This is a genomic window from Caballeronia sp. SEWSISQ10-4 2 (assembly GCF_030464885.1).
GTDB lineage: Bacteria > Pseudomonadota > Gammaproteobacteria > Burkholderiales > Burkholderiaceae > Caballeronia.
In genome coordinates this window covers 1-15258 of sequence record NZ_JALPRJ010000031.1, presented here as the reverse complement: position 1 = coordinate 15258, position 15258 = coordinate 1, and the positions used below count along the sequence as shown (strand labels likewise).

Genomic DNA, 15258 nt, shown 5'->3' with positions numbered 1-15258 from the left:
TCACGGCCGGCTCCTTACACCTACACCTCTTCCAGCTTCCCGCTGCCGTTGTCGAGCAGTTGGAGCGCGGTGCGACTTGCTTCCAGGGGTATGACCGACAACTGAGCGAACACGTATGCCAGTTCGATCAACGCGTCGTTATATTGCCCCGCGCGGTCAAGGAGATTAAGAGAACCGATGGTTACTCCCTGCTTCCGAACCGGGATGTTCAAGACGCTTTCGCACCCGTTTGCCCACAGCACTTCGTAGTCCGAGAACACGGCCTTGATGTCCTCGCGTGTCGAGCCGCGAAAGATCTTGCCGTCCTCCAGGACATGTCGCGTCCACATGCTTTTCGTTACGCGCTTGCGACCGCCCACGGGGTTGAAATCCGGCCGTGTGCTGTAGACGCGTTCGAGTAATCTACTTTGTGGGTCGTAGGCGAGTACCGTGAACAGCCGGTGACCGAAGGCATCTTGAAGGGTCCGCTCCAGGTTTTTCCAGAACACGTCAGGGGCCTCGCCACAATGCAGCGAATACGCAAGGGAGGTGATCGCTGTGATCGGACTTGCGGAAAACATGATTAGATCCCTGCTTTTGCCGGCGGAAGATTCTCCGCGTGATCACCACCGTATTCAGCAGCAGTGATTTCTTCGAGCGTGCGGCCAGTCGTCGATACGCCCAGGATCAGGACGGCAAGACCACCCATTGCAAGCATCGCGGTACACATTCCAAAGACGCCCGGGAAGCCCCATAACGGATAGATATAACCCACCAGCATGGGCGAACAGATAGCGCCGATACGCCCGAATGCGGAAGCGGTGCCCATGCCCGTTGCCCGCAAGTGGGTAGGGAATACTTCCGGCGTGTACGCATATTGGCCCGCGTTGACGCCATTCATGGAGAAGGAAAGGGCGACCGCAAAGATGACGATGGTGAGGTCCGTGGTGGAGAACGCCAGACTAATGGCGGAGATACAGGCAAGCACCATATAGGTCACGATTGTGGCTTTTCGGCCGATCTTCTCGTTGAAGTATGCCGCAGAGTAATAGCCGGGAATCTGCGCGACGTAGATACCAATTGAGAAGCCGAAGCTCTTCGTAATAGTCATTCCGTGCTGCACAAGCAGTCCGGGTATCCACACGAAAAATGCGTAGGAACAGAACGTGATGGACAGCCACAGGCACCACGTCATGAAGGTCGTCTTGGTCAAGGGTGCCATCCACAACGTTTTTAGATTGCCGAAGAATGAGCTCGAATGCTCATGCAAAAAAGGGGCATCCGCAGTGGCAACCACGGGGGCAAGTTTTACGCCCCGTCGTTCGACCTGCGCTTCGATATCGGCCACGACCGCGCTTGCTTCAGCATGACGCCCGCGGCTTTCGAGCCAACGGGGCGATTCATGAAGCGACTTGCGCCACCAGAGCAAAACCAGAACCGGCAGGGACACGATCACGAGCGCAATGCGCCAGCCCTCGGGACTAAGCGGAATGACGAAGAAACCAATGAGAGCCGCCGCAACAAAGCCGAACGAGAAGAACCCTGCCAGAGCGCCTGCGAAACTGCCGCGGTACTTGTTGCTCACGAACTCGACGAGGAACGGGGCAATGATTGCACCTTCGGCGCCCATGCCGACCCCGGCCAAGGCGCGCAATACGAAGAACGTGTGCCAGTCATTCACGAAGGCGTTAGCCAGTGTAAGCACGCAAAAAATCATGAGCGCCCACATCATGATGACCTTGCGGCCGAAGCGGTCACCCAGTAAACCAGCGAACAGCGCACCCACCAGGAAACCGATATAGGTGCTGCTTCCGAGCAGCCCGGTTTCGAAGCTGGTCAGATGCCATTTGGCGCGAAGCACCGGCAGGATGAACGCAATGATTGCGGCATCGACTGCCTCGAACATGAAGCCGAGGCCGCCCATGATGAGCAACTTGAAATGGAAGTGGCTAAACGGCAACCGTTCAAGCCTCGCTGCTATTGGTGACATAAGAAGCTCCAATGATGGAGAGAATCCCCGGACACTTTCGCGCCTGGCGTTCAACGAAGTCGATTGAGAATACGTCCAATATCCTGGATCCAAAATACGATGTCAATCGTCATTACCCCTAGGTTATCTTGACTGATTGGGGTTAACCCGCTGATTGGATGATGTTTTGATGCGCCCCGAGATGACGGGTGAATGAGTCTCAGAAGGCGTGGCGAACACCGACGCGCACTGCAACTTGATTCGCTGTGCTGGACGGCGTCAGGAATGAAAGAGCTGCGACAGCTTTCTTACCGGTTGAGTCCATACCGATTGCATGTTCCCACGCAGTAATCGCATAGAAAAGCGTTCGCTTGGAGATTGAATATTCGGTCCCGATGTTGATCTGGCTGTACTTCGCACTCTCGGCTTTCGTGTAGTCGTACGACGCGCCGACGAGCCACGCGGGCGTGAAGTTGTACATCGCAAGTACCTCGACGTTGTTGAAAGTGGCCGTGCCTGCGAAAGGTGTCGAGGAGGTGCGAACGACGTCTTCGAACCGGGTGTTGGTGTAGATCACACCCACTGTCGCAGCGCCGATCTTATAGTTCGCACCCGCTCCGGCAACCTGCAGGGTTTGCGCAGAGGTGTAACCGCTGAACGTAGGATTTGTAATCGGATTCACAAAGGTCGTACCCTCGACCGGGTTTGCCGTTGCGTCATAGATCGATGATGCGGGATTGCGGATGCGGGAGAACACGGCGCTCGCGCTTAACGCGGCATTCGAATAACTCAAACTCACTGACTCTTTGCGTCCGTTAGCAAAGTCACCGGCAACGCCGCCGAAGCTCAAAAGGCCGGAGACCCGGAACCCGCCGTAGTTCGGCGAGATGTATTTGACGGAGTTGCTGAGCGAATAGTCTCCCCACATGTTGTCGACGTCGGCGGCGTGTGTGCCCAGAATGCCCGCGAACTTGAGCGCGCCGGACAGCGGGAGAAGAGAATCAAGCACCAGGTCGTACTGGCGACCGAGCAATACGCTACCGAACGGGCTGCCGATACCGAAGTAGGCTTGCCGACCGAACTCCCTGCCGCCGTTGTTGAATTTTCCCGTGTTGATGTCGAAACCATTCTCCAGCCGGGCAATCGTGCTGTATCCGCCGCCAAGGTCTTCGTTGGTCAGGAGCCCCCACTTGCTACTGCCGAGCGCGCCATTCGACGCCTGATAGTTGTGCCGGCCGGCCTGATTGTTGGTGAAGGTCACGCCGTCATCCACAATCCCGTAGAGCGCCACCGATGATTGAGCGTGAACCGCGGACGACGCGACCAGGACAGTTAAACCAAAAAGTTGTTTTTTCACAAAGATTCCCCCAGCGTTGACATGAATAACTCAGGACTGCTGCTGCAATCGACTTGCCGGCGGTTCCACGACCCGCTCTCTTTTCGATCTGCTGAACGCTTTCCCGGTGCGGTGAGATCAGCATCAAAAATTGGCGTCAATATCTTGGATCCAATATAATGAGTCAAGAAATTTCTTGTTAAAGGCAAAAAATGGACGACACGGTAAGGCTAACCCTTAGTGATCTGTTCGACCTGTCGTTTAGGGTCTTGACAGTAAATGGTATGGCTCACGACCACGCGCAAGCGATAGCTAAGGTCATTGTTGCCGGGCAACGTGATGAGTGTCAGTCGCATGGAATCTATCGATTGATCGTGTGTGTCAACACGCTGCGCAAGGGCAAAGTTGTCCGCGACGCCAAGCCGGTGATCACGGATGTTTCGCCGGCATTGGTTCGGGTAGATGCCAGGTTCGGGTATTCGCAACTCGCTTTTGAAATGGGCAGCAAGGTTCTCGTCGAGAAGGCTCGAACAATGGGCATTGCTGCGCTTGCCATTAACAACTGCTTCCACTTCTCAGCGCTATGGCCGGAGGTCGAGCGATTGGCGAGCGAGGGGCTAGCGGCTCTCGCAATGACACCAAGTCACAGTTGGGTTGCGCCTGCCGGTGGAACGAAGCCGGTATTTGGCACCAACCCTATCGCCTTCGCATGGCCACGACCGGGCGGAGTCCCATTCGTGTTTGACTTTGCTACAAGCGCGATTGCTCGAGGCGACATTGAGTTGCATCGGCGCTCCAATAAGAAAATTCCACCTGGATGGGCCTTGGACGCGGAAGGCCAACCGACTGAGGATCCTGCAGCGGCAATGAAAGGCGCCATGCTCACGTTCGGAGGCCACAAAGGCTCTGCGTTGGCAGCAATGGTCGAATTGCTAGCTGGCCCGTTGATCGGTGATCTCACATCGGCCGACTCGAAAGCTTTCGACGAGGGTGCAGATGCTACGCCGTGCCATGGTGAACTTATATTGGCTTTTAGCCCTGTTCTTTTCACCGGGCCTGACCGAGGAGAACACGATAAGCGTGCTGAAGCATTGTTCGACGGCATTGTGAGTCAAGGTGCGCGCCTTCCCTCACAACGGCGTTTCGACGCAAGGCTAAGAAGCGAGGCGAATGGTATTAACGTGCCCCGCAAACTCTATGATGACGTTCTGGCACTCATCCCGAAGTAGGTTCGGCGCTGCCCGGAAACCTACGCCGCGTCACCATCCAGAATTTCGATCACAAAGTCGATGAACGCTCGCACCTTTGCAACGGGTAAATGGCGCGAAGGATAGAGCGCGTAGAGTGGAAATGTTTCGCCCACGTAGTCTGGGAGCAGCTCGACAAGACGGTCTTTATCGACAAGATCCCGCACCCCGCCGGCCTTGATGCGCGCGATCCCCCCACCTGCGAGACATGCACCCAGCATGGTGCCGGCTTCGGTGACCAGGAGGCGGCCGGAAGTCTTCACGGGGATGGCCTTACGGCCGGATTTGTACTCCCATTCCAGCGGTTGTCCAGTCACCGGATTTCGCATCTGGATGCACGCGTGGTTGACGAGGCCCGCGGGTGTTTCAGGTCGACCATGCTTTCTGATGTAGACCGGCGCGGCAACGGTCATGGTATGGGTCTCGAGCAATTTGCGCGCGATGAGAGACGATGAGGGCGGTTGCCCGAAGCGTATTGCGACATCGAAACCGTCGGCAACGAGATCGCCGAGTTGTTCGCGTGTCGCCAACTCCAGCGAAAGTTCAGGGTAACGATCCAGGAACTTTGCGATATGAGGCGCCAGCATCCTGCGCGAAAAAATGCATCGACGTTCACACGCAAGCGCCCCCCGCACGGCAGCAGACGCTCCGGCTGCCAGATTCACCGCGTCGCCGATACCCGTCAGCAGCGGGCCAATTTCCTCATACAACTGTCTTCCTTCGTCCGTCAGTGTCACGGAGCGCGTGGTCCGGTCAAGCAAGCGCACGCCAATGCTCAATTCGAGCCGGCCAACGGCGCGACTTACCCCGGAGGGTGACAAACCCAGAGCGTCTGCTGCGCGCGCAAAGCTGCCGCTTTCCACGATCGCAGCTAGAACGCTGATATTGGAAAGCGCGCGTCCGTCGAAGCTCATTTTATAACTCGTGCGTGGAGGTCACTAATCATGTGGCTCAGCACTGTTTTCGTCAATGATCGATGGCGATTTTCACGAGACCAATCCAGGACAAATTTCGCCGATTGCGCCTTCAGCATTCGCGAATCATGCTGTTGGAGGAACGCGCCGCACCGAGAAAAAGTGTTTCTTGTGAGCACGGTCGCTGGCCAAAGCTGCTTGCCCGGTGCGAGTGAACGCCACGAGCGCAAGTGAAACCAGCGCGGCAAAGACGACATAAAACGCGGGAACATACTGGCTGCCGGTGACTTCCGTCAAAGTCGCCACGGTCAGCGGAGCAAGGCCGCCGAATAATGTGACCGCGAGGTTATACGAAAGCGCCACGCCAGTTGAGCGCGCCTTTGCCGGGAAGATCGTTGCCAACATGCCGGGGTGCGGACCTGCTATTGCAACCTGGAAGATCGACGCAATGATTTGCGCGATGAAAAGACGAGTGAGCGATGGCGCGGAGACGATGAACCAGAACAAGGGGAAGGTGCATAACAACCAACCGATTACCAGCGGATAGAAAAGCCGGTAGGCACCGAATTTATCCGCCAGTTTGCCCGACACCGGGAAAAGCAGGAAGTTGATGACGCCGCCGATAAACGTCCCAAGCAACGCCGATTTGAGCGGGAGATGCAGTTGGTGTTCGATATACACGGGCAAATACGCGTTCCACAAATAATTCGACGCCGTGCCGATGATCATCACGCCCATCGCACATAAAGCAGCGTCGCCTTGTTCACGCACAAAGTCGCGCAACCGGAAGGCACGCGTGGCGCCCGTACGGACTTGCTTGCGCAACGCCTCGAATTCCGGCGATTCGGCAATGTTATGCCGGATATAGAAACCAAGTGGTCCAACGAGCGCGCCGATTAGAAACGGCACTCGCCAGCCCCAGGTCGTGAGCGAACTCGTCGAAAGATTATTGATCAGCAGATAACTGCAGCCGGATGACAGCAACATGGCGAGCGCCTGGGACGACATGTTGAAGCTGCCGTAAAACATCTTCTTGCCGGGCGGGGCGGTTTCCACCACAACCACCGACGAGAGGCTGAATTGCCCGCCGATCGCAAGGCCCTGAATCAGCCGGGCCAGCAGCACGATTAGCGGAGCCGCAACGCCTAACGTCGCATAACCGGGAGCCAGACCCAGCAACAGTGTGCCGGCGCACATCATCAGCATAACCAATGAAAGTGCACGGCTACGGCCGACGCGGTCTGCATAGATACCAAGCAGGACGCCGCCAACCGGCCGGACAATAAATCCGAGGGCGAAAGTCGCGAGCGCGAGCGACATCGACACAACGCTGCTTCCTACCGAGAAGAATACCTCCGCGATGATCTTCGAGAAGTACACGTACGCCATGAAATCGAACCACTCGAAGCCATTGCCGATTACCGAGACAACAAGCGCGCGCCGGACCTGACGCGATTCGGGTGCAGCGAGTGGCGGTGCGTTTTCGTGATTTGTTGGATTCATGTATCTTCTCCCCCTGCGCGTTGCCGCTAAAGAGCAGGCTCATAACGCGCGATATGCACCGCCGGCCCGGGACATCAATGCGCCCGAGCGAGAGAGGCTCGCGAGATAGCGAGCCCGTTGTTTGAACTATCTGGACCGGCTTGCGCGCAGCACGCCTGCAAAGAAATCCTGCACCGCGTTCACAGCCAGCAAGCCGTTGTGTGGAACGTTGTCCAGTTCATCGAGCTGAACGCGGATCCCTGCGGTCTCGAACGTTGCTTTGAGCGTTCTAAGACGCTCTGGTCGTGTCGCACCAGCGTCGTTCGCGCCTGGCATGAAGTGGCGGCCGCCTTCCCGATGCGTGATCTCCCACGTCTCCAGATCTGCCTTGCCGACCACCATGTGCACAGGCACGCGGCGCAATGCATCAAGGTCGAATACCTTGCCGAAACGCTGTTCGAAACCCCTTAAGCCGACCCACCAGTCACGGTTTATATCGAGCGTCGTCACCGAGCCGGGCGCACCGATCGACACTGCCCATAATTTTTCCGGATGCAGGTAGGCAAAGCGGTTCGCAAACTGTCCGCCACCCGAAAAACCGAACAGCGCGAACTGGTCGAAACGCTTGCCATAACGCTCGCCGATCTCGTCGACCATATCGAGCAGCACGTCGTCATAGCGGATGTCGCCCTCGATCAGATGCTTGAAACCGTCGCGATTGCCGTCGCCGAGTACGCCCACCGGAAATAGCGGGCACAAGACAATGCAGTTGTTCCAGCGGCCAAACTCCGCAAAAGCATCGCGGTAGTTGGTGAACTGACGCCCTGTTCCGTGCATGACCACGACGAGCTCGACATTGTTGCCCGCCTCAAGGATTGCTTTAGGAACGTAAAGCGTATAGGCGAAACGCGGGTCGTTTCGATGCGCGAACACAGTGGTCGAGCCGAGTTCGTAATAGGCTTTACCGCGCCCGATGTGCTCGTCTATCACTGGGAGAGTAGTTGCATGAGACATGACTGCGGCCTTGTAGTGGAATGGTTCACCGTACAATTGTGCCGTCACTAATTCGAAAAAACTAACTGATTTATATTTACACAAACTAAACTGAATGTTTAGTCTCGCTACGTCGGAACGCCTTCTCCATGAGCACTATCCGGTTTTTGCGCACCTTCCTTGCCGTCGAAAAATACGGCTCCTTCGCGGCAGCCGCCGGTCGTGTCGCGCTGACCCAGGCGGCGGTCGGACAACAGATGCGTGCGCTCGAGGAGGAGTTCCGAAGGCCGCTGTTCTCTCGTTCAGGCCGGGTCATCGTGCTGACGCCCGCGGCCCGCGCGCTCATCCCGCAGGCGCGCAAGCTGGTCGCGGCGTATGAGGCAATGCTTGCTGATGCCCACACCGGACATGAGATCGCCGGCAGCATCGCCGTGGGTGCGATTGTCTCGGCAATGGGCTTTCTTTCGCAGAATCTGGTTAGTCTGAAAGCTCAGTATCCGGCTCTGGACGTTCGACTCGTTCTAGGTCATAGCGGCGAGCTTGCCGAACGGGTACGGGCGTCCGAGATAGATGCCGCGCTCACCGTGCAGATACCGCACGAGATGCCCGTCAACGTGCAATGGACACCGCTTTATGAAGAACCGCTGATGCTCATTGCGAGCACACGGGTCGCGGCCGCACAGGCAGACGTGGCGTCCTTGCTCAAGAGTCATCCGTTCATTCGCTTCGACCGGACATCTCCGACCGGGGCAAAAGTGGAGCAGACCTTGCGACGCATGCGGATAAAACCCAAGGAAATTCTCGAGGTTAATTCGGTGGCCGCCATCGTCGATCTGGTCCGGCAAAACGTGGGAATTTCCATCGTGCCTTTGCTCAAGCACGTTGCTTGGGCGCGTGATCATTCGGTGGTCGCACTACAGCTTCCATACGGTCCGCTCAAGCGGGTAATTGGAATACTTGAAAACGAGCGTCAACTCGACGTTACAGCAGTAGTGCGACAAACGTTGCTTCAGTCGCTGGAGTAAGCGATTAAGCGTCTCCGTAACGCTTTCCTTACCTACCCTTACCAACACTAAAGATCCGCGCTCTCCAGTCGATAAACGGGAAAGGCTACGGGTTTCCCGATAGGCCAATAGTCTTCGTTTCATAAGCGACTCCATCGATGCATTGCGCTACCTTTAACCACTGATGAATGTATGAATGTATTTGATGCTCGCACGTCGTTTTCCAGCAGCGCCCGTTTAAGAAGATGAGGGGAGGTTGCTATGCAGATCAGCAATATCGCGTCGTCGCCAACTTCGGAGCGGACGATCTCAACTTCGAATGCCGCGACGGAACAACAGTCCTTGTCGGGGGACAATGCCGACCCGGGGCAAACGACGAACCAGGCAGATGCCACGACACAGGACGCGGCGGTCACGATCTCGCCTGAAGGCGCTGCAATGGCGAGTCAGGAGAGCGACGGCGGTCAAGGTTCGACGACGAACGTTTCGTCGGTCAAGTCGCTTACTTACGGCGTGCTCGGACTTGAGCGTCCGGATCTGCCGCAAGAAAATCACAACGAGTTCTACACGGCGGGGAGGTGGCTGGCTGCAGGACTCGCCATCGGAGGGCTCATTTCGATATTGGTTTGAACAGCCATCGTCAGGCGTTGGACTGGCTTTCGTTCGCACTCGGCTAAAAACGATAAAGCCGGCCTGCGGCCGGCTTTATCGTGACGCACATCCCCGCATCATCTACGAAGATGTCCTTGAGGCCTACCAGCTATATCGATATCCGACCTGACCAAATACTCCGCGACGATAATCGCCGCCAAGATTACGGGCGTACTTGACGTTGGCGTACACCGACGACGCCTTGCCCATGCTCGTGGTAACGCCCACGCCTACTTCATACCAGGTCTTCGACAAACCGCTGTTGAACGAGGTTCCATCCACCGCCGTGTTGCCCGGTGTCAGGAAATCGTGCAGGATGTCGGCGGTGAAATAGGGCGTCGCGGTTCCTGACTTCGAATCATTGGTCAGGTTCGCCTTGAAGATCCGGAATCCCACTCGTCCGCGCAGGGCGTTGCTCGACGTGCTCGATACCGGGGAGACGCCGTCGTTGAAGCCGTTCAGATGCAGGTACTGGTACATCAACTGGGCTTGCGGTTCGATGGCAATGGTTGTCGATCCGATCAGCAGCGGCTTGCCTGCCTCACCGGACAGGCCCGTGCCAAAACCGTTCTGCGAACCGCTGCCGCCGTACACATCGCCGTACTTGTTGTGATAGTGGGTCAGTTGCGCCACGGCGTCGAAGTAGCTGCCGTCATGCAGATACTTCGTCCAGTAGCCGCCGAGCGATTGCGCCTGCGTTTCGACTGAGCCGGTACCGGTCGTGAGCGCCGGGTTGAGACTGCGCGCGCTGTCCTGGAAGGTCGCCGACGACGAGCCGATGGTCACCGTGACGCCCGCATGCGTGCTGCCGCCCGTCGGGTTCGTTGAGAGCGTCCAGTCCTTGCCGAACTGCGCAAAGAACGTGTGTTCATCGCCGGAAAAACGATCGCCCGAGTTGGCGTTTAGGCTCTGCCCGCCGAGACGTCCCCACACGCCGTTGCCATACGTTCCCTGCGCATTCTCGAGGCTCGCGACATCGCCGACACGCTCATGCAGTCGGTTCATGATCGTGAAGCCGTAATCGAGGTTGAACGACGGCGTCATCGTATAGCCGACTACAGCAGGGCGGTACGCAACTGGCGAAGCCTGACCAGCCGGCTGGGCCGCGACCGAAGAAATAGGCGTAACCGGCGCGACGACCGCGTCGGGCGTGGTGGGTGTGGTGGGTGTGGTCGGTGCAACGGGCGTGACCGGAGTAACCGGTGGCGTAGGCGTCACCGGCACGCTCTCGAGCGAGGAGCGCAAGTAGAAGTCGCTGGGCCGGCCCGAGCCTCCCTGATACAGCAGATACTGATATGCCCCGGCCTGAACCGGCGCAATCATATGGAAGGTACCTGCTGCAGCGCTGCCGTTCACCTGAACGACCTTGATGCCATCGCCGACGGTCAGCGCACCCAGGCCGCTCGGGCGCACGACCACGGTCGTGCTGCCGCTCGCGTTGCCGCCAATGACAAGACGATCGGTGAACTGATTAGCTGCGGCGCCACCTTCGTTCATTACCGTGTTCACGGTCAACTGACCGTTGTTACCTACATAGTTGCCACTGACGTTAAGCACATTGCCCGGCGTACCCGATGCAGCAGCCAGATTGATCGTGTTGTTGTTGGTGAGATCGCCGCGAATCGCGAAGGTGCCGGTGGTCGATGCCGAGAAAGCCGGCAAGGCATTCGCCGCAGCGATCGTGCCGGAGTTCGTCACCGAGCCGAGCACAGTGCCGAAACCGCCAAGCGTGGCGTCGGCCGCGACCGTCGTCGTGCCCGTGCCGATGCTTGCCGAACTGTGTTGTGCGTCGCCGACTGCAAGGGTGCCTGCCAGCACGTTCGTGACGCCATAGGTGCTTGCGCCATTCATTGTGAGCAGACCACTCCCCAGCTTTGTCAAGGCGCCGGTACCCGTCACGGCTTGGGAGAGCGTCGACGAATATTGCTGCGTGTCGATCGTCCCGCCATTCGCGCCGATCGAGATCGCGCGGGTCGCGGCCAGGTCGAGGTTATTGTTCAGTTGCAGCGTGCCGCCGTTGAACGTGACGCTACCCGTAGCGGCGCCAAGTGCGTTGTCGGCGCCGATATTGAGCGTGCCTTGCGTGATCAGCGTACCGCCGGAATACGTGTTGCCACCGGTTGCAGTGGGCGCTAAAACCAGAGTGCCCGCACCGGTTTTCTCGATCGCTCCAGCGCCGCTCAACAGTCCCGCATAGGTGCCGTCATCGGTTTGAGCGAAGCGGACCAGGCCGTTGTCGGTGATCGCCGACGGCAGGCTTTGCGCGCGTGCCTGAAGCGTACCGGCGGCATCGACGAGCGTCTGTCCGGTGTATGCGCTGTTATCGCCCGTCAGGATCAGCGTGCCCCCTGCAACCTCCGCACTTTGCACGTCCGGCAGGATGCCATTGACGGTCCACGTACCCGTGTCGGTCTTGATGAGCGTCTGGAAGCCGACGATGTTGCCGGTCAGCGTGTCTGTACCGAGTCCGCTCAGGAACAACTGGTTGCTGCCCGCACCGCCGTCAATGTTGCCTTGCACCGATGAGCCGGTATAGATGCGCATGATGTCGTCACCACCCGAGAACACGATGTCGCCGATCACCTTGCCCTTGTTGGTGAAATCGATGGGGGCGTCGCCGCTTGAACCGATCACGCTGCCGGGTGACTGGATCACGCCGGTTTCGTTATTGATGACCGTGTTGCCGCCTACCTTGTTCTGGAACCAGATGGCGCCGGCGTTGATCGCCTGGATCAGGCCGTTGTTGATGATGACGTTGCCCTGGCCTTGTATGTTCACCGCCTCGGCAATGCCCTGCGTGCCATTGGACAGCACCCTGCCGCCCGCTTGCACGGTCAGCGTGCCGTTGTCCTGGAACTCGATGGTATTGGCGCCGGTTCCATAGTTGCCGTGCGAGTTGACCGCCTGGTTGCTGACCGTCCCGCCCGACTGAACCGTGATGTTGGCGTTGTTAGCGAGGCTGATGGCCGACGCGTCGGGTGTGTTGATTGTCGCGCCGCTCTGGACAGTGACTGTTTGATTGTCATTGCCCGCTACGTAACCAGTACCAATAGTCGTGGCCCATGGGTTTGGCGAACTCGAGTCGCAAACCGTGTCGAGGCCGTTCACGGCACAAGCTGCTGCCGCCGCTATCGGACTAAGAAGAAAAGGAATCAGCAGCAGTGATGGTGCAAGCGAGATTGCTCGCGAACGAACTGGATTTGACATGGATCGCCCCGGTGTTGTTATCTATAAACGCGGGCGGAATTTAGCAACCGGGGTACTTTGTGAATGTGGCTAGCCGAACAAAAGAGCCCGGAAACCTTACCGATTAATACCTGCTTCGTGCAGTGTCGCGCTTTGAATAGCAGAAAGGCCTTGGGCATTTGTTAATTGTTGTGAACTCAACGGGAAACAAAACATGAGGCTGGAAAATGCGCCGTTCCTGAGAGGAGTTGATTGCCTCGAAACGTGTTGGCCGACCGGAAGATTCGGCCGCGGTCGCTGTGTTTCTCGCTTCGGAGGATTCGGCATTTATGGCAGGCACTGAACTGGTCGTCGATGGAGGATGGACCGCGCGTTAGCCTTGTAAGGCGCATAGCAGAATCCGGTCAAACCCTGCGAGCGTTGCCGAACACGCAGCGCAGATGCAACGCGTTGTGTGGGTTACCCATCGCTCAAGTTGGAATGTCCTGCCCGAAGGCGTTCCCTCTGTGCCCATGCGTCGGTACGATGCGTTTTTCAGCGCCTTAAGCACTTGGACAAGCGCGGGTATCGGGGGATATATGGGAGTGAAGGGCACGACGGCTAATGCGCCGACTAACGTTCATGTTCATCTTTACTATGGCGTCGATCCGAGCCGGTATCGCAAGGAGGAGAACGTCGGGTGCTTGTACGGGTACCACTACGCCGAGTCGGAATCGATGGCGCTTTCGTATTCCGAGGATCACCCCGAAGGACGTGTTCTCCGTACTATCCGACGCGGCTTGAAGGCCGTCCTTGGCTGCGATCTCATCCATACGTTTCGCAATCGCGCAGCGTTGCTTGAAGCGGACGTGATCTGGACGCATACGGAGCGCGAGTATCTATCGGCGGCGCTATTGCTCATGCTCAAGCGTGGACCGCACAAACCGCTTCTGCTTGCGCAAAGCGTGTGGCTTCTGGATATATGGGAATCGCTTAGTGTGTTCAAGCGCATTCTCTTCAAGAGATTGTTAAGCCGCGCGGACCTGCTGACGACGCTTACATATGACAATGTCGCGCTAGCGAAAAAATTCTGGAATCGCGAAGCGACGGTGGTGCTTTACGGCATCAGTACAGACGACTTCCCGCTGCAGCCTGTGTCCGAGTGGCGCCCTCACGAACCCTTGCGCGTCGCAGCCATTGGTAACGATCGAGACCGTGATTGGCAGACCTTCATGGCTGCATTCGAAAACGACAAGCGCTTTGACGCGAGGCTGGCGACCCAGCGCAAAGTCGCGCGTCCTGACCGGGCGGATAACATTGTTGTCGCGCCGGTATCGGGGTTGGCCGAACAACGTGCGCTCTACGAGTGGGCCGATGTGATCGTTGTGCCGCTTCATCCCAATCACCATGCATCGGGTATTACGGTGTTGCTGGAAGCGGTCATGGCTGGCAAGGCGGTGGTTGCAACGGGCATTGGCGGTCTGTCGGACTATTTCTCCGATGACGCCGTCTCCTACGTACCGGTCCACGATGCACAGAGCCTGCGCGAGACTGTCGCCGCGTTGGGTGCGGATCCGGAAGGCACCAGCGAGCGGATTCGTCGCGCGCAGCGGGAGCTGGTATCGAAGGATCTGACAACGCGTGGCTTCGCCCGGCAGCATGTGATGCTGACTCATCAGATGCTGCATAAAGCCGAGTCGAGCGAGCGGGTGGAAACGCTTGCGCGTGCTTAGAGGCGAAAGTAATAACCCGTCACGACGGTTCGACCGCCAAGGGAGTGCTGCCGGCTTGCTTATTTACCTGCCTGTGTTTGTTTAAGGAAATCGTGCTGGAAAATGCACATGCGAAATACGTTGTGATACCGGCCGTTGCCAAAAAACTCTTCGATCAGTTCCGCTTCTTGCTTGAAGCCGCACTTTTCGTAGATATGAATGGCCGCCTGATTCGACACATCCACGATCAGATAAAGCTTGCGAAGATTGAGCACTGAAAACGCGTAGTCTGTTGCAAGCTCGGTCGCGCTGGTTGCATAACCGTGGCCTTGAGCGCTGGGTGCAATGATGATCTGGAACTCACCGCGCCTATGAATGTAGTCCAGCTCGATCAATTCAGCGAGTCCTACGGTCTCGCCGGTCTTGTCGACTGCAACGAAGCGGCGTTCGCGCAAATCGTGGACATGGCGATCGTATAGCTGGGACAACTCGGAGAACGTTTCGTAGGGTTCCTCGAACCAGTAACGCATGATTTTTGCGTTGTTGTTCAGGCTGTGGACGAAGTGGAGATCGGTTCGTTCGAGCGGCCGAAGCATTAGCTGATGGTTCTCTTCGATGATCATGTGCGGAACTCCCTTTTGGTTTTCGTTCGCACTCGGGGTTTGTTTGGGTCTTGGAAGCCGATGCTGGGTTGTTGATGCTTGGGTCTTCGTATAGTTTATCTTAGCGGGTGGTCGGGGGGCTGGGTTGGTGCTTTCGGCCTTAGTGGTCTGCGTGAGTTAGCTGTATTTTTTATCACTATTAGC

At 57.5% G+C, this 15258-nt stretch carries 12 protein-coding genes and 1 pseudogene; 5 read left to right on the top strand and 8 right to left on the bottom strand.

The window, feature by feature from the left end:
- Positions 1 to 20: 20 nt before the first annotated feature.
- The 3 genes from M0D69_RS21345 to M0D69_RS21335 all read right to left on the bottom strand — a co-directional run bounded on the left by M0D69_RS21345 (position 21) and on the right by M0D69_RS21335 (position 3305).
- The gene (locus M0D69_RS21345) at positions 21 to 560 is read right to left on the bottom strand and encodes a GAF domain-containing protein (RefSeq protein WP_301783900.1); all 540 of its coding nucleotides are present in this window, start codon (positions 558 to 560) and stop codon (positions 21 to 23) included.
- A gap of 2 nt (positions 561 to 562) precedes the next feature.
- The gene (locus M0D69_RS21340) at positions 563 to 1969 is read right to left on the bottom strand and encodes an MFS transporter (protein WP_301783899.1); all 1407 of its coding nucleotides are present in this window, start codon (positions 1967 to 1969) and stop codon (positions 563 to 565) included.
- Between the two features lie 199 nt (positions 1970 to 2168).
- Positions 2169 to 3305, bottom strand: coding sequence for a porin (locus M0D69_RS21335; protein ID WP_301783898.1), 1137 nt, complete (start codon positions 3303 to 3305; stop codon positions 2169 to 2171).
- Between the two features lie 191 nt (positions 3306 to 3496).
- On the opposite strand from M0D69_RS21335, the gene M0D69_RS21330 reads away from it, so the two are divergent.
- Positions 3497 to 4513 carry an Ldh family oxidoreductase gene (locus M0D69_RS21330; RefSeq protein WP_301783897.1) on the top strand — a complete coding sequence of 339 codons (1017 nt, stop codon included), beginning with the start codon at positions 3497 to 3499 and terminating at the stop codon, positions 4511 to 4513.
- Between the two features lie 20 nt (positions 4514 to 4533).
- Here the strand turns inward: M0D69_RS21330 and M0D69_RS21325 are convergent, their stop codons facing one another.
- From M0D69_RS21325 to M0D69_RS21315, 3 genes are all read right to left on the bottom strand, one after another.
- Positions 4534 to 5445, bottom strand: coding sequence for a LysR family transcriptional regulator (locus M0D69_RS21325; protein ID WP_301783896.1), 912 nt, complete (start codon positions 5443 to 5445; stop codon positions 4534 to 4536).
- A gap of 126 nt (positions 5446 to 5571) precedes the next feature.
- Complete coding sequence (locus M0D69_RS21320) at positions 5572 to 6948, bottom strand: MFS transporter (protein WP_301783895.1); 1377 nt, start codon at positions 6946 to 6948, stop codon at positions 5572 to 5574.
- A gap of 126 nt (positions 6949 to 7074) precedes the next feature.
- Positions 7075 to 7941 carry an alpha/beta hydrolase gene (locus M0D69_RS21315; protein ID WP_301783894.1) on the bottom strand — a complete coding sequence of 289 codons (867 nt, stop codon included), beginning with the start codon at positions 7939 to 7941 and terminating at the stop codon, positions 7075 to 7077.
- A 128-nt stretch (positions 7942 to 8069) separates the two neighbouring features.
- Between M0D69_RS21315 and M0D69_RS21310 the strand changes: the two genes are divergently transcribed.
- Positions 8070 to 8945 carry a LysR family transcriptional regulator gene (locus tag M0D69_RS21310; RefSeq protein WP_301783893.1) on the top strand — a complete coding sequence of 292 codons (876 nt, stop codon included), beginning with the start codon at positions 8070 to 8072 and terminating at the stop codon, positions 8943 to 8945.
- Between the two features lie 240 nt (positions 8946 to 9185).
- The gene (locus M0D69_RS21305) at positions 9186 to 9554 is read left to right on the top strand and encodes a hypothetical protein (RefSeq protein WP_301783892.1); all 369 of its coding nucleotides are present in this window, start codon (positions 9186 to 9188) and stop codon (positions 9552 to 9554) included.
- 123 nt (positions 9555 to 9677) lie between these two features.
- Here M0D69_RS21305 and M0D69_RS21300 read toward each other — a convergent pair whose 3' ends face one another.
- Positions 9678 to 12782 (bottom strand): autotransporter outer membrane beta-barrel domain-containing protein, encoded by a 3105-nt coding sequence (locus M0D69_RS21300; RefSeq protein WP_301783891.1) that lies wholly within the window; start codon positions 12780 to 12782, stop codon positions 9678 to 9680.
- Between the two features lie 230 nt (positions 12783 to 13012).
- On the opposite strand from M0D69_RS21300, the pseudogene M0D69_RS21295 reads away from it, so the two are divergent.
- Positions 13013 to 13138 (top strand): annotated as a pseudogene (locus M0D69_RS21295) (SDR family oxidoreductase); the annotation flags it as partial.
- Between the two features lie 207 nt (positions 13139 to 13345).
- Positions 13346 to 14473, top strand: coding sequence for a glycosyltransferase (locus M0D69_RS21290; RefSeq protein WP_301783889.1), 1128 nt, complete (start codon positions 13346 to 13348; stop codon positions 14471 to 14473).
- A 59-nt stretch (positions 14474 to 14532) separates the two neighbouring features.
- Here the strand turns inward: M0D69_RS21290 and speG are convergent, their stop codons facing one another.
- Positions 14533 to 15075: a spermidine N1-acetyltransferase gene (gene speG / locus M0D69_RS21285; protein ID WP_301783888.1), complete on the bottom strand. Its 543-nt coding sequence runs from the start codon at positions 15073 to 15075 to the stop codon at positions 14533 to 14535.
- Positions 15076 to 15258: the final 183 nt, after the last annotated feature.

Bases quoted from the DNA above. Each gene is read 5' to 3' on its own strand.
- M0D69_RS21315 (WP_301783894.1), bottom strand. From the start codon at position 7,941: ATGTCTCATGCAACTACTCTCCCAGTGATAGACGAGCACATCGGGCGC.
- M0D69_RS21325 (WP_301783896.1), bottom strand. From the start codon at position 5,445: ATGAGCTTCGACGGACGCGCGCTTTCCAATATCAGCGTTCTAGCTGCG.
- M0D69_RS21310 (WP_301783893.1), top strand. From the start codon at position 8,070: ATGAGCACTATCCGGTTTTTGCGCACCTTCCTTGCCGTCGAAAAATAC.
- M0D69_RS21345 (WP_301783900.1), bottom strand. From the start codon at position 560: ATGTTTTCCGCAAGTCCGATCACAGCGATCACCTCCCTTGCGTATTCG.
- M0D69_RS21300 (WP_301783891.1), bottom strand. From the start codon at position 12,782: ATGTCAAATCCAGTTCGTTCGCGAGCAATCTCGCTTGCACCATCACTG.
- M0D69_RS21340 (WP_301783899.1), bottom strand. From the start codon at position 1,969: ATGTCACCAATAGCAGCGAGGCTTGAACGGTTGCCGTTTAGCCACTTC.
- M0D69_RS21320 (WP_301783895.1), bottom strand. From the start codon at position 6,948: ATGAATCCAACAAATCACGAAAACGCACCGCCACTCGCTGCACCCGAA.
- M0D69_RS21305 (WP_301783892.1), top strand. From the start codon at position 9,186: ATGCAGATCAGCAATATCGCGTCGTCGCCAACTTCGGAGCGGACGATC.
- speG (WP_301783888.1), bottom strand. From the start codon at position 15,075: ATGATCATCGAAGAGAACCATCAGCTAATGCTTCGGCCGCTCGAACGA.
- M0D69_RS21330 (WP_301783897.1), top strand. From the start codon at position 3,497: ATGGACGACACGGTAAGGCTAACCCTTAGTGATCTGTTCGACCTGTCG.